Below are 14,544 nucleotides of genomic sequence, written 5' to 3' on the forward strand. Positions count from 1 at the left end.
ACAATAATTACAGGCCGCACTTATCTTTGAAAATGAAAACACCGCAAAGTGTTTATAAACAAAAATCCCAGCTACTCTTGTAACTGGGACTATCGTAAAATCTGTCAACTTATATCAGGACGATTCAGCTTATTATTTACTTGTAGTCCCCTTTTGCACAGGTTCGGCCCAATTATCTGTACGGAACGGTACCGCAGGGATGCCTGCCCCGTTCTGCAAGTTGGTAGTTGGAAAATTGGTGAACGCGTAACGTACCGCTACCGGCTTTTTCACTTCCTTACAATCCAGCACAATGGTGTTCCCGTCTATCCGTGCATCAGCACGATGAAATACCTGATCCTCGCCCGCAAGATAGAAATGACGCGGTGATTTATTGTCGGTTGTGGCCAGCCCTTTATCGGTCGTTCCCGGCTCAAAATACACCGTGGCTTTTTGTTTACCATAAACCGCATGACTGTACTGCGGACCGCGATAAGCTATATCCAGTTGCGCATAAGTTTGGTTGAGGGCGGTGTAAGCCAAGCGCAGACCTATCGGTTTTTTGTTTTTTGGGTGGATGTCGTCCTTATCGCCAACATCCATGGTAGTCACCATGGCGGTGTTATTTAGGGTCGCAATGCGTTCCTGTTGTTCGCGAAAGAAAGCATAATCATTCAGCGTGGTATCCATTTTGCCATAAGCATGCGGAGCCACTTGCACGTAATAGAACGGCAAACTACCTTGCCCGAAACCTTTGCGCCAGCTTTCTATCATGGTCTGATTGAGCTTCACATATTCATCGCGTTGTTCCCGGTTCGATTCGCCCTGATACCAAAGGATACCTTTCACCGACAGATTGAAGAACGGGTAGATCATGCCATTATAGATCAGGTACGGATAAGATGTTGTCCCAAAGGTGAACTTTTCCAGATCGCTCTTTTTGTAGGCATCGGTCTGGTAAAAAGGGTCCAGGTATTTAGCCTTCAACAGCGGATCGGCAGCCATTACATCTTGCGCCAAATAAGCCTGCGTTACCGAACCGCCGATACCTGAATAGATCACCCCAATAGGGATATCCAGTTTACGTTGTATCTCGCGGGCAAAGTAATAGCCCACGGCGCTAAAATCGCGCACGTTTTGGGGGCTGCATTCCAGCCATTTGCCGGGGATGGTGTCGGTAGGTTTTATCTTCCACGTAAAGCGAACGTTGAGCAGGCGGATATTTGGATGAACGGCCGAGTCGATATGTTTTTGCGGATCGGCTATTTCACGCACGGCAAATTGCATGTTAGATTGTCCGCTGCAAAACCATACATCGCCGATCAGCAGGTTGTCCAGTATCACATTTTTGCTATCATAAGTTACGCCGATACTGTGTTTGGTATAATTCCCTTTTTGAATGGCAGGCACGTTAATGATCGCCATAAATTTATTGGCCCTATCGGCCTGCACACTTACCGGGACGGTCAGCCAGCTGGCCTTCACGGTCACGATTTTACCGGCAGGCGCATGTCCCCAAACTTTAAAAGGTTTATTCTGCTGAATGACCATATTGCTTTGCAGCGGGTCGGCCACAATTAGCGCCGAGGCGGTATCGACAACGTTCGCACGTATTTGTGCTGATAGCAGACCGGGAAATAACAAGATCAGCAAAATGACGATATATCTGGCTTTGCTCATAACAGGTAACTGGTTTAATCAGCTAAAATACTAAAATCGATTTAGCAAACAAGGTGTAGGTGTATACACCCCCATATACACTTCTCCAAATTACAAGACCAACAAACGATACTCGTAAAAAACCCGCATGATGAATGATCAACATGCGGGCTTGATATGGATCCTGTTATTTAAGCAGCCAATGTGCTATCTGTTTTAGGCGTTTTACGTTGCAGGATAGCGGCAGTGATCAGTGCGACCACAAGGCCTACCGGGAACACCTCCATAAAAGTGAACAGGACCACCATAATGGGTGACTTGTACAGTTCTTTCATATTGTTGATGTCAGCGATAGCTGTAGCTTGTTCTGCGGCAGTATCGCTGCTGCTTTTTATCCTGGCTATGCAATGGGTGGTGTACTTGTCCATAAAATCGGGGATAAAGAAATAATACTCGATCAACCAAACGATCACATAAGTTGCCGACGCGATCAGCACCATATATAAAGCCATTGTAAAAGCCTTACCGAACGTGACTACGCCACCGTTAAATTTGTCACGATAGTTTTTTACCCCTACAAATACCAGCGAGAAGGCCAGCACCATAGAGGCATAACCCATAACCATGCTGCCTTCATAATCTGGCGCGGTGCCATTGTAGCAAAAGCCAATACCGATGATCAGCCATATTGTTAATAACACGGCGGATATCCCGCCAAATACCCATACATTCCTTTTCATTTTGATCTTTTTTTTTGAGTTTAATGTTTATAGTTCAAAAGTGGGCTTCGATAGTTTAGCGGCACTCATACTTTAGGGTGATTTTGCAAAAAGCCGCTTGTTTTAGTACTTACGGATGATAGCCGTTCAGGGGATCAGGTTCAGTTTCCGCGCCTTGTCTATGGCGTGCGTCCGCCGGATCACATCCAGCTTGCCGAATAATTTAGATGAATGCGTCTTCACCGTGTTTACCGAAACAAATATGCGCTCGGCTATTTGCTCGTTGCTTAAGCCTTCGGCCATCAGTTGCAGTACTTCCAGTTCGCGTTTGCTGATGCCGGTGGCTTCCAATTGCTTTTCGTCCAACATAAAACTGTCGGTGCGGATGATCACCTCCCTCTCTACGATCACGGTCTGCACTTTAGGTCTTGCCAGTTTAAGCGCCAGCCAAATGCCGAGTCCGGTAAACAACACGGCAATGCATCCGGCATAGATCTCGGTCGCGTGGTCGATCACCAAAAAGCGCCACTCCAGCCATTTCAGCAGGAACATCAGTAAGGCCAGCGATAGGCCATAGATCAGCACAGATCGGTTACGGAACACGGTGTTAGTTGTCATATATCCAATGTTAAAAGTAAGGGAAATTTGGTGCATGAGCAAAATGTGAGCCCTTTCGTTTCTCAATTCCCTACTTGGGGAGGGGTGCTGAGGAATCGGGCTGAAAAGGCAGGGAGGGGTTCACCCGCTCTGCATAACGATCAACACCTCCCTGCTACCGCTCTTTGCCTACCCGACCCTCCCCGAGGAGGGAATAAAACAATATTCGAGATCAAGCTGGTTAAAATACAGTTGAGGACAGTCAAACAACTAACGTTTCCTATCTTGCAACAACCAATTCTACCGCCTGTGAATAAGATCATAAGAACCTGCTCCATCATATACTGTGCGATGCTCCTTCATCAAACAGCATCTGCCCAAACCCTCGCCGCTACTGACGGCCTTGGTCGGGTGTTACCGCAACAGGCCGAGGTTGGCAAACCCAAGCCAAATAAACACATCGCCATATTCTATTTCCTTTGGCAAGGCGACCCGACCAGCCCCACTTCCGAGAGGGCTTGGGATCTGTCAGAGCTTTGGGCCAAGCATCCGCAGGTGTTTAACGATTTCGACCATAAAGAATGGGGCGGCGGTGCAGGCATAGCCGGGCGATATTACTTTTGGGGGCAGTCGGTTTATGGTTACTACAACGGTAACGACTATTGGGTGCATCTCAAAAACATCCAATTGCTGACCGATGCAGGGGTAGATATCCTGGTGATGGATGCAACCAATACGCTTATTTACCCAAGCCAAAGCAAGGCCGTGATGATGGCCATTGATGCGGTGCGGGCACAAGGTAAAACGCCACCCAAATTGATCTATTATACCAATTCATCGTCGGGTGTTACCATGCAAAATATCTACAACACGTTTTATAATGATGGTGCGGCTATTCGTTATCCCGATACCTGGTTCTATTTGGATGGCAAGCCGCTGATCCTTGGCTTACCCGAAGAAGCTAAGGGCAAAGACTATGAGCAGTTCTTCACCATCCGGGCCTCGCAATGGCCAAACGAGCGCAAAAAAGTGGATGGCTGGCCATGGATAGAATTTAAGCGCCCGCAAAAAGTGTATCAAAACAGAAAAGGCGAGCGCGAGATTGTGAATGTATCGGTAGCGCAGCACCCTAATTTGGGGGCCAGCATGGGCGGCTCGGCATTTCATGGGGCTACGGGTAACTGGGGGCGCAGCTACCGCAACGGATCGCCGGGCGATCCAAAAAAAGACTTGGTGTATGGCTATAACGTCCAAGAGCAATGGGACTTTGCATTAAAGCAAGATGTACCCTTCATTTTTATTACCGGGTGGAACGAGTGGATAGCCGGCAAATGGCGCAGGCCTAATGATAAGCAGAACGAAGCTTTGTTTGTAGATCAGGCCAATGCTGAATACAGTCGGGATATTGAGCCGTCGCTGACCGACGGCCTGCAAGATCATTATTATATGCAAATGGTGGCCAACATCCGCCGGTATAAAGGAGTGGATGAAACACCGGATATCGGTTCGAGAAAGATTATTAAAAGTTTAAGCGATTGGACCGGCATCAGCACCGAATTTAAAGACTATACCGGCGATACCCTGCACCGCAACCACAAAGGCGCGCAGAGCGAACCTGTCGTTAACTACGTGAACAATACCGGCCGCAATGATTTGGACGTGATGAAAGTTGCCCGGGACGATAAGCAGATATGGTTCTACGTGCGGACCGTTGCACCCATAACTAAACCCCACGGCGATAACTGGATGCGCCTATACCTGAATACCGACCGTCAGCAAAAAATCGGCTGGGTGGGCTACAACTATCGCGTCATCTACGGTAACCAATTGCAACGTTACGATGGCAAAAAATGGGTGAACACGGCTAAGCTTACCAGAGTATTGAAAGGTAACGAGATGATGATCGCTATCCCCTTAAAAGCATTAAAGCTTAACGATAATTTGGATCTGGAGTTTAAGTGGGCCGATAACATGCAAACGGAAGACCCGATGGATTGGTACGTGAATGGCGACACCGCCCCGGGCGCACGTTTCAATTTCGTTGCAAAGGCCAAATAAATTTTAACTGCTTGTAAAAAAGCATACTTTAGTAAAACGTTATAGCACCTATCCGTTTTACCGAAGCTTATGAAGAATATCAGATCTGCCATTCTGTTGCTGGCAGCTGTCGTTTTAGCGGCCGCTACCGCCTGGCATAAAAGAACGCTGCCGACAAAAAAAGCTGCCCAAGCGGTAACCAAGCCAAATATCATCATCATTATGGCCGATGACCTTGATTCGCGCCAATTGAGTTGTTATGGCGGCAAGAACCTGAAGACCACTAATATTGATCAGTTAGCCGCTGAGGGTGTGCAGTTCAATAAGATATTCGCGTCCGAGGCTATTTGCGTGCCTACCCGGGCATCGCTATTTACCGGCCTTTATCCAATGCGCCATGGATCGTTTCAAAACCATAAACCTGTTTATGCCGATCGCGACCTTAAAAGTGTTTGCCAGTATATGAGTGCTTTAGGTTATAAGGTAGGCTTGACCGGCAAGGACCATGTGACTAAACCAACGTCGGTTTTCCCTTTCGATATCATCAAAGGATTCGAGCCAAATTGCGTGGCTAATACTGACGATTACTTTTTGGATAGTGTTAAAAATTACATCACGCAAAAGGACAAGCCTTACTGCCTGTTCGTGATGAGTATAAACCCGCATGCGCCATGGACAGTAGGTGACCCCAAAGAATTTGATCCTGATAAATTGGTGCTGCCGCCAAGCTGGGTAGATACCAAACGCTCGCGCGAGTTATATTGCCTTTACCTGGCCGAGGTACGCCGCTTAGATAACCAGGTGGGCGACATTATGAAGATGCTGAAAGAGACCGGCCAGGATAAGAACACCATGTTGGTTTTTCTTGGCGAGCAAGGGCCGCAATTCCCGGGTGGTAAATGGAATAGCTACGACTATGGTCAAAAAAGTTCGATGATCGCTCGTTTCCCCGGCAAGATCAAAGCCAGGAGCCAAAGTGATGCTATTGTTCAGTACGAGGATATCACCCCTACGCTCATCGAGCTTGCAGGCGGTAAACCTGTTGCGGGGTTAGATGGCAAGAGTTTCCTATCAGCTTTATACGGTAAGACCAACACCCATCGCGACTACGCCTACGGTATCTATAACAACATCCCCGAAGGGAAAGCCTATGCCATGCGTAGCATCCGCGATCAAAAATATAAACTGATCTTTAACCTGACCGCGCCAATGCCTTACACCAACCGCTTTGCCCTGAACCCCGAGAACAAGAACAATATGTGGGCAAGCTGGCAGGCCAACGCCAAAACACCACAAGAACTGAAACTGGTAGATCGCATCGTCAATCGCCCGGCAGTGGAATTTTTTGATATGCAGGCCGACCCTTACGAGTTGAACAATCTGGCCGATCAGCCACAATACAAAACGCAGATCGCAAGCTATACTACCAAATTAAAAGCCTGGATGGCCGAGCAGAAAGACCCCGGCGCATCTATAGATAAACCCAATAATAAGAACGCGAACGATAAAGATAATTGATAACCTTTACCACTGTTTTAAAACGATATGAGACCGATCAAAATATTTTCTGCCTTGATATTGGCCTTAACACTTGGCTTCATCGTCATCGCCTGGCGAAGCGGAAAACCTTATAAGGCGCCTGCGAAAGTACAGGCACCTGCTAAACGCCCAAACATTATCCTTATCATGTCTGATGATATGGGTTACTCTGACCTGGGCTGCTATGGCGGCGAGGCGCGAACGCCTAATCTGGATATGCTGGCTAAAAATGGCTTACGTTATACCCAATTTTATAACATGGCCCGCTGCTGCCCGTCGCGGGCATCGTTAATGACGGGCTTAGATCCGCATCAGGCCGGGATGGGCTGGATGACCACTGATGATTTTAAACTCCCCGGCTACCGCGGCGATCTGAGCCATAATGCCGTAACCATTGCCGAGGCTTTAAAACCGGCAGGCTATGCTACTTACATGACGGGCAAATGGCACCTGAATAAAGACCCTCAACGTAACGGCACTAACGAGAATTGGCCACTACAACGCGGTTTCGATCGTTATTATGGTATCCTTTTAGGTGCAGCCAATTTTTACGACCCGGGCTATCTTACCCGCGATAATAAACTGATCAATACCACTAACGACCCTGAGTACAAACCGGCTAATTATTACTTCACCGATGCGGTGTCAGATAATTCGGTCAAGTTCTTAAAGGAACACAAAACCGAAAAACCTTTCTTTATGTATGTGGCCTATACCGCCGCGCACTGGCCTGTGCAAGCGCCTGAGTCGGAAATAGCCAAATATAAAGGCCGCTTCGATAAAGGTTACGAAGCCTTGCGCGAGGAGCGAATGGTGCGGATGAAAAAACTGGGCGTGATCCCTCCCGATCAAAAACTATCCCCTTACGATGGTAAAAAATGGGCCGACGAGGAGGACAAGCCCGCCATGCTCCGCCGGATGGAAACTTATGCCGCAATGATAGACGTGATGGACCAAGGCATTGGCCGCATCATCAAACAATTAAAAGAGAGTGGACAATACGATAACACCTTGATCTTCTTTTTACAAGACAACGGTGCCTGTGCCGAGATCATTGGAAGCGGCGACATCCGTCCGCTGGCACCTAATCCTAATAACGTACGCAAGTTAGGTCCTGATTCACTGATCTACTCTAACCGTCCGGTAACCACGCGCGATGGTAAGCTGGTGATGCAGGGCAAACAACTGATGGCCGGTCCGGCGGATACTTATATCTCGTACATGCAGGAGTGGGCCAATGTATCTAACACGCCATTGCGTATGTACAAACATTACATGCACGAGGGTGGCATCTCTACCCCGCTCATCGTCCATTGGCCGGCGGGTTTAAAAGCCAAAGGCGAGATGCGTAACCTTCCGGGTCACGAGATGGATATTATGCCCACCATCCTCGATATCACCAAAACGGCCTACCCTAAAACGTATAACGGCAAGGACATCATCCCCGTAGAAGGCAAAAGCATGGTACCGACCTTCACCAACCAGGAGGTTAAGCGCGAAGCCATATTCTGGGATCACGAAATGAACCGCGCCGTACGCATGGGCAAATGGAAACTGGTAAGCGAAGCCGACCTGAAAGGCAAGACCTATAAGTCGCACCCATGGGAGTTGTACGATATCACCACCGATCGCGCTGAACTGAACGACCTTGCCGCCCAACACCCCGACCTGGTAAAAAAGATGAGCGATATGTGGGATGCCTATGCCAAGCGCACCAATATTTTGCCCGCGCCGTGGACGAAAGTGGAGTAGTTTTAAAGGTCCCTTCTTGGGGAGGGGTGTGTCGGATATGAGCGCAAAGGCAGGGAGGGGTTCGGCCGCGAAACCTCTTCCTGCAACCGCACGGGCTTACCCGCCCCTCCCCAAGGAGGGATTCTCGTTTAAGCCCCCTTTCCCATCTCATATATTTTTTTAAATTTGCTTAAACTCTTCCTTTAAGCAGCGATATGAAAAAAACGTTACTCTCTATTTCTACTTTTTTACTGGCGCTAACCACGGCCAACGCGCAAACCGATTCGGTAATGCTCCGCAAAATATTTGACGAGGCTTTGGTGAACGGCCAGGTGTACGAGAATTTGCGTTACTTATGCAAAAAGATAGGTCCGCGGTTAAGTGGATCGGCTAATGCGCAAAAGTCGGTTGAGTGGGGTAAAAAGCTGATGGAGGGTTACGGTTTTGATAAGGTTTTCCTTCAGGAAGTAATGGTGCCTCATTGGGAGCGCGGCGCTAAAGAGCAGGGCTACATCATCGACGGGAATAAAAAGATCCCTGTGCCGATATGCGCTTTGGGTATGGCTGTGGCTACACCTGCTGCCGGCATTACCGCCAGCGTAATTGAGGTTAAAAGCCTGGCTGAGGTAGAGCAACTGGGCGAAAGCGTGATCAAAGGTAAGATCGTATTCTATAACCGCCCTTTCGATAATCGTTTTATCGAGACCAGCGGCGCTTACGGCGGCGCGGGCGACCAGCGTAGGTCGGGTCCGTCGGTGGCGGCCAAGTATGGCGCGGTTGGCGTGATCGTACGTTCGCTGACGGCCGCTAACGATGATTATCCGCATACCGGAACTACCCAATATAGCGACGATGCACCGAAGATCCCGGCGGCGGCCATATCAACCAAAGCTGCCGATAAGCTGAGCGCCATGCTGAAGTTGCGCAAATTCCCGCAGGCGAAATTCTTTTTTAAACAAAGTTGCAGGATGTTGCCCGATGCCAAATCGTACAACGTGGTTGGCGAGATCACCGGCACCGAGAACCCTAATAAATTCATCACCGTTGGTGGTCACCTGGATTCGTGGGATCTGGCCGAGGGCGCGCATGATGATGGCACGGGCGTAATGCAATCGGTAGAGGTGCTGAGGATATTTAAGGCGATGGGCATCAAGCCTAAAAATTCTATCCGCGCAGTGTTATTCATGAACGAGGAGAACGGCACCAAAGGCGGCTTAAAATATGCCGAACTGGCCGCAGCTAATAAAGAGCAACACATTGCCGCCATAGAGACCGACGAAGGCGGTTTCACCCCGCGCGGATTCAGCTTCGAGGGTTTTAATGCTGCCCGCGTTAAAGAAATGAATACCCGCTTTAAAAAACTATTTGAACCTTACGAGGCCGACCGCTTGGTTAACGGCGGCGGCGGTGCAGATATTGGTCCGCTAAAGCAGACCCATCCGGGCGTGGCACTGATCGGTTTCCGCCCGGATTCGCAACGCTATTTTGATATCCATCATACCCCAAACGATGTTTTCGAGAACGTAAACAAGCGCGAGTTAGAATTGGGGGCGGCGGCCATAGCATCGTTAGTGTATTTGATAGATAAGGGTGGGATATAATTCTGCCGGTTAGTTTAACCACAAAGGGCACAGAGAGAAAAACACAAAGGACACAAAGCCTTGCATATCTGATACATGCAAAGCTTTGTGTCCTTTGTGTAAACCTTTGTCCTCTGTGGTTAAATAAATCTACTCCACCGCCTCCTGACGCAGGAACTGCTCTAACCTATCCAAATTCTCCTCGTTCTTTTCGGGCGCGAATTTTACGATCACCTCATATTCCCGCTGCTCGTGAAAAGCCATGGTCCAGTTGATTTGGGTTTTGCCGATCAGATCAACGAATCCCACATAAGTGCGGAACAGCGGGTGACTGTCCCTGTCCCAAACAATGCTTTTAAGCGGCACTATTTCCAGCCAATAAGCCTCGTTAGCGTAATTGCCTACGCCGTTCGGCCCGTGCATAGTATAACTCCAGCGTCCGCCGGGTTGATGATCAAAAACATGGAATGTATTGGTAAAGCCATTCGGCCCCCACCAAATGGGTAGCTGCTCGGGGTTTGTCCAGGCTTCGTAAACAGCTTCGATAGGGAAGTCGATAACCCGGGTGCTGAAGATCTGCCTCTCGGCGGTCTCTGTTAAAAAGTCTTGCAATTCGCTCATGAGTAAATGTTTAGGGGACCGATTGAGGTTCAAATTAGTTCCTGACAAAAGTAGCCATTCAGTTTAAGCAGGTGGGCTATTTTATCGCGGCAAAGCTGGTCGCCTTCTACGCGTAGTACGCGGTCGCAGTCGTCGAGGTCAAAATTGACCCGCGAACCGGGGAACAGCAGCGTCAGTTTTACGATCAGCACATTGGCCGTGCCGGGTTGTTGCACATCTGTTTTAAAAACTTCTACCATGTCAACTATTAAAAATGTACGGTTGGCCTGCCGGGGTATCATCTATTAGACGCACCCAGGCATTTATTATTTTTTGCAGCGCGGGCTTCTTCTCTTCAATATCGGCCATATTGTAAAACTTGGCTTCGCGGCGGTCTTTATGATCGGCTTCCAGCAAACCTGTGCTATCATTTATAGTAGTATTGGGCGGAAACACCATAATAAGGTGAACGAACTTTTGCTGCCGCAAATGAAATGCCGCCAGATCAAATTGATAGTAATAGCTTGGCGCGTTCCATTTAACGCGCTCGGCTATTTTGCTGTTGGTGCTCTTCAATATATCACGCAGCTCCTTTATCTCCGCTTTCAGCGGATGGTCCAGCGCAGCCATCAGCGCCTCGACTTTTTGCTCGTCCTTAGTAGCCATTACTTTTCAAGGATGGTTTTCAGGTTATTCAAGCTGGTCTGCATATCCTTGCGCAAAAGTTTGGGCAGGTTAAAGGCCACGTGCATCACCTTCATCATATAGGTGAGGTTTCCTGCGAAGGCCCAGATCACCTTAGTACTTTCGGGCGATAGCATGTGCAGTTCCATCCACGCATCCGAGGTATTCTTCATTGGTTTTTCAAAGCGTAATTGCCAATCAATGCGTTTGCCCTCGTCTATCGCGGTGATCTCCTGCTCGCCTTTGCCTACTTTGCTGTTGCCTTCCCAGGCCACTACACTGCCAACAGTGCCGTCGGTCCCGGTGTAGATACGCTTTACATTGGGATCCTGCATTACCCATTTATTGTATTCGCCCTGGGTACTTAGTAATTTCACGTAGTCAAAAACTACTTTAAAGGGTTTGTTGATCTGCACGTCGGCCGTGATCAAAGACACCGGCGACGTGAACGCCGCCCTGATCAGCACATAAAGTACGAACAGGACGATGATGTCGATAAGAATATATAATACTACCATGGCTATATCTTTAAACCGCCAGTACCGGATCCTTAGCGGCTACCCGTTTGCGGTAATAGATGTACGATACGATCAGGATCACAAAGAAAAGTCCCATTGGGGCAATCTTCTTGATCGGTTCACCTAAGGCCGCGAACGACCAGGTAGCGCCGATCAGGTCGAACGTAAAGCCGGCATAAACCCATTCTTTGATCTTGGGGAAACCCGGGATAAGCAGCGCGATACTGCCCAATATTTTAGCGATGCCGATGAATCGCCCGAAGTACTCGGGGTAATGCATCACCTTGGTTAAGGTGTATTGCGAGCCGGGGTCGTTCATAGCATTCATTACGCCACTGCTGCCCATCAGCATGATGAGTAGTACGGTGGCTATCCAGTATATGATATTGATCTTTTTCATGTTGTCTTAGAGTTTTAAGTACTTACGCGATGTTTTCGTTCTTTTTGTATTTATTCCAAAGGATGTAGATCACGATCAGATATACCAAAAAGATCACCGGGAATAACGTAGTACCGATGGGATCTTTGACCATAATGTGCGCGTGCGCTGCTCCGATGAAAGTAAACGCGATACCCGCAAATGCCCATTCTTTCAAGGTCGGGTAACGGTTTTGGATCAGGGCGATAATGGCCAGGATCTTCAGGATACCGAACAGCGGCATCAGATAAGTCGGGTAGCCGATATGGTTGAGCGCTTCAACACCTTGCTTTTGCATGGTGATGCCGCCGATCCCATCCACTGCCAAAAACAGGCAGAGGATAACCAGCAGTACCCAGTAAAGATTTTTGATTGCTTTAGGTGACATGTTATGTAGTTTTAGTTTGTGTGATGTGTGTTGATGTTTATTGAGCGGCGGCCCCGTCGTAGTTCAACATCCACTCAATGCCGAATTTGTCTACCACGTCTCCAAAAAGTTCTGCCCAAAAGGTTTTCTCTAAGGGCATCACCACGCGTCCGCCTTCGGCTAATTTATCAAAAAAATTGCGGGCATCCTCAGCGCTGCTGCAAGCTATCGCCATAGATATATTATTACCCTTTTGGTATCCCGGAGGGCCGGTCATATCCGTACCCATCAATACGATAGGGCCATTCACTAATGACGAATGGTAGATCGCGGCCGGGTCGCCTTTGTGGTATGGCTCCATCGGTGACCCACCCACTTGGTTCAGGATCAGTTCGCCGCCAAAAATGTCTTTGTAAAATGTCATCGCTTCGCGGCACCGGCCGTCAAAATTGATGTAAGGGTTGATCGTGCTCATGTTTTTTTTGTTTGGTTTATAAAGTGATATCAATTGCAAGTCCGGCATCTACGTCGGGTTTCATCAGCACCATACACAGCAATTCGGTATGGCTTTTATACCATTCTATGCAATGTGCCGATCCGGCCAGGCGCTTATCAGCCACTAGCCGGTTGAAGATACTCATTATCATCATCTCGTTGCTTTGCCAGTTCAATAATGTTTCGCCCAAGTAATTGCCCCGCTCAATGGTGAAAGTTGGAAAGCCTAATTCAGCACCTTCGCCATCAAAACTTTCGGTGGCGGCGGCACGGTAGCGTATCATTCCTTTATAAGGATTTGATATGCCGAACACCTGCCTGTCCTCCATATTTATCTTGTGGGACAATGTGTCAAAAGCACCTTTTATACCCTTGGGGAAAGACGTCGCCTCCTCGCATACCACCTTCACATCCTGCTGTAATCTATACGTCTGCATCCGTTTTAATTAATTGAACAATACAAACTTAGAGCAAAACACCCGCAAAAAAAGGGTGCAAATACGGCAATGCAGGGTGTTAAATGCGACAATTGTTTTCTACATTAGCAATACTTATGAAACATGTATCGATACTGGTCCCACTGGGCCATACCAGCATGCCGAATATCGACGGCAGCCACCAGATCCTATCCCAAGTGAACGACCTGTTGGCCATGCATGGCCGCGGACCATTATTCGATATCCAATTGGTGGGACTGACTAAACCTACTGTACAACGCAATGGCCGTTTCACCATCGAGCCGGATGTATTGATAGGCGATGTAGCCAAGACCGACCTGGTGATCATCCCCGCCATGCACGGCGATATTATGGCAGCCGTAGCGCAGAACGAGGACTTTGCCCCGTGGTTGATAAAGCAGTATGAGCAAGGTGCCGAACTGGCCAGCCTTTGCGTTGGAGCGTTCTTGTTAGCCACCACCGGCCTATTGGACGGCAAGCAAGCCGCCACCCATTGGGTAATGGCCGACGCTTTTAAACAAGCATTTCCAAAAGTTGACCTGGTAGATGATAAGATCATGACCGAAGAGGATGGCCTGTACACCAGCGGAGGTGCATACTCGTACCTTAACCTATTGGTCTATTTGGTGGAGAAACATGCCGGCCGCGAACTGGCCATTATGATATCTAAAACCTTTATGATCGATATCGACCGCATCAGCCAGTCGCCGTTCATCATCTTTCAGGGACAAAAAGCGCATGACGACGAGCCGGTAAAAAAAGCGCAGGAATACATCGAAAGTAATTTTGCCGATAAGATCACTGTAGACCAATTGGCCGATATGCTGGCCCTTGGCCGCCGTAGTTTGGAGCGCCGGTTTAAAAGCGCCACTAAAAATACCGTGAGCGAATACATACAACGCGTAAAGATAGAAGCTGCCAAAAAAAGCTTCGAGAACAGCCGTAAGAATATTAACGAAGTAATGTATGATGTAGGTTATTCGGATACTAAGGCCTTCCGTACCATATTTAAAAAGATTACCGGGCTATCACCGATAGATTATAGGAATAAGTACAGAAAGGATATGGCGGCTTGATCAGTAAGCAGTTTTTAATTTGCATGGGGCAGAATGACAAATGGCATATCCATAAACGACAAAAGTCCGGAAGCGTTCCGGACTTTT

At 48.3% G+C, this 14,544-nt stretch carries 16 protein-coding genes; 5 read left to right on the forward strand and 11 right to left on the reverse strand.

Going from position 1 to position 14,544, the window contains the following annotated elements:
- Positions 1-132: 132 nt before the first annotated feature.
- From IRJ16_RS18970 to IRJ16_RS23135, 3 genes are all read right to left on the reverse strand, one after another.
- Positions 133-1,659 carry a sialate O-acetylesterase gene (locus IRJ16_RS18970; protein WP_194113224.1) on the reverse strand — a complete coding sequence of 509 codons (1,527 nt, stop codon included), beginning with the start codon at positions 1,657-1,659 and terminating at the stop codon, positions 133-135.
- Between the two features lie 170 nt (positions 1,660-1,829).
- Entirely contained in the window at positions 1,830-2,378 is a 549-nt protein-coding gene (locus IRJ16_RS18975) for a DUF4199 domain-containing protein (RefSeq protein WP_194113225.1), read from the reverse strand.
- 126 nt (positions 2,379-2,504) lie between these two features.
- Positions 2,505-2,975, reverse strand: a complete 471-nt coding sequence (locus IRJ16_RS23135) for a response regulator transcription factor (protein WP_194113226.1) — start codon at positions 2,973-2,975, stop codon at positions 2,505-2,507.
- Positions 2,976-3,305: 330 nt separating this feature from the next.
- Between IRJ16_RS23135 and IRJ16_RS18985 the strand changes: the two genes are divergently transcribed.
- From IRJ16_RS18985 to IRJ16_RS19000, 4 genes are all read left to right on the forward strand, one after another.
- On the forward strand, positions 3,306-5,012 hold the full coding sequence (locus IRJ16_RS18985; RefSeq protein WP_194113227.1) for a hypothetical protein: 1,707 nt from the start codon (positions 3,306-3,308) through the stop codon (positions 5,010-5,012).
- 69 nt (positions 5,013-5,081) lie between these two features.
- Positions 5,082-6,509, forward strand: a complete 1,428-nt coding sequence (locus IRJ16_RS18990) for a sulfatase family protein (protein WP_194113228.1) — start codon at positions 5,082-5,084, stop codon at positions 6,507-6,509.
- 27 nt (positions 6,510-6,536) lie between these two features.
- Positions 6,537-8,282 carry an arylsulfatase gene (locus tag IRJ16_RS18995; protein ID WP_228080331.1) on the forward strand — a complete coding sequence of 582 codons (1,746 nt, stop codon included), beginning with the start codon at positions 6,537-6,539 and terminating at the stop codon, positions 8,280-8,282.
- A 194-nt stretch (positions 8,283-8,476) separates the two neighbouring features.
- Positions 8,477-9,862: a M20/M25/M40 family metallo-hydrolase gene (locus tag IRJ16_RS19000; RefSeq protein ID WP_194113229.1), complete on the forward strand. Its 1,386-nt coding sequence runs from the start codon at positions 8,477-8,479 to the stop codon at positions 9,860-9,862.
- Positions 9,863-9,991: 129 nt separating this feature from the next.
- Here the strand turns inward: IRJ16_RS19000 and IRJ16_RS19005 are convergent, their stop codons facing one another.
- The 8 genes from IRJ16_RS19005 to IRJ16_RS19040 are packed head-to-tail and all read right to left on the reverse strand — an operon-like array spanning position 9,992 to position 13,360.
- Positions 9,992-10,462: an SRPBCC domain-containing protein gene (locus tag IRJ16_RS19005; protein ID WP_194113230.1), complete on the reverse strand. Its 471-nt coding sequence runs from the start codon at positions 10,460-10,462 to the stop codon at positions 9,992-9,994.
- Positions 10,463-10,491: 29 nt separating this feature from the next.
- Positions 10,492-10,701 carry a hypothetical protein gene (locus IRJ16_RS19010; protein WP_194113231.1) on the reverse strand — a complete coding sequence of 70 codons (210 nt, stop codon included), beginning with the start codon at positions 10,699-10,701 and terminating at the stop codon, positions 10,492-10,494.
- A 1-nt stretch (position 10,702) separates the two neighbouring features.
- On the reverse strand, positions 10,703-11,107 hold the full coding sequence (locus tag IRJ16_RS19015) for a DUF1801 domain-containing protein (protein WP_194113232.1): 405 nt from the start codon (positions 11,105-11,107) through the stop codon (positions 10,703-10,705).
- Positions 11,107-11,643 carry an SRPBCC family protein gene (locus tag IRJ16_RS19020; protein ID WP_194113233.1) on the reverse strand — a complete coding sequence of 179 codons (537 nt, stop codon included), beginning with the start codon at positions 11,641-11,643 and terminating at the stop codon, positions 11,107-11,109. Before IRJ16_RS19020 ends, IRJ16_RS19015 begins: the two co-directional genes overlap by 1 nt.
- 10 nt (positions 11,644-11,653) lie before the next feature.
- Positions 11,654-12,043, reverse strand: a complete 390-nt coding sequence (locus tag IRJ16_RS19025; protein WP_194113234.1) for a DoxX family protein — start codon at positions 12,041-12,043, stop codon at positions 11,654-11,656.
- Between the two features lie 22 nt (positions 12,044-12,065).
- Positions 12,066-12,449 (reverse strand): DoxX family protein, encoded by a 384-nt coding sequence (locus IRJ16_RS19030; RefSeq protein ID WP_194113235.1) that lies wholly within the window; start codon positions 12,447-12,449, stop codon positions 12,066-12,068.
- 37 nt (positions 12,450-12,486) lie between these two features.
- Positions 12,487-12,903 carry a VOC family protein gene (locus IRJ16_RS19035; protein ID WP_194113236.1) on the reverse strand — a complete coding sequence of 139 codons (417 nt, stop codon included), beginning with the start codon at positions 12,901-12,903 and terminating at the stop codon, positions 12,487-12,489.
- A 16-nt stretch (positions 12,904-12,919) separates the two neighbouring features.
- Positions 12,920-13,360, reverse strand: coding sequence for a hypothetical protein (locus IRJ16_RS19040; protein ID WP_194113237.1), 441 nt, complete (start codon positions 13,358-13,360; stop codon positions 12,920-12,922).
- A gap of 116 nt (positions 13,361-13,476) precedes the next feature.
- Between IRJ16_RS19040 and IRJ16_RS19045 the strand changes: the two genes are divergently transcribed.
- The gene (locus IRJ16_RS19045; protein ID WP_194113238.1) at positions 13,477-14,457 is read left to right on the forward strand and encodes a GlxA family transcriptional regulator; all 981 of its coding nucleotides are present in this window, start codon (positions 13,477-13,479) and stop codon (positions 14,455-14,457) included.
- The last annotated feature ends 87 nt before the right edge of the window (positions 14,458-14,544 follow it).

It is taken from the genome of Mucilaginibacter myungsuensis (assembly GCF_015222005.1).
In the GTDB taxonomy this organism is placed as follows: Bacteria; Bacteroidota; Bacteroidia; order Sphingobacteriales; family Sphingobacteriaceae; genus Mucilaginibacter; species Mucilaginibacter myungsuensis.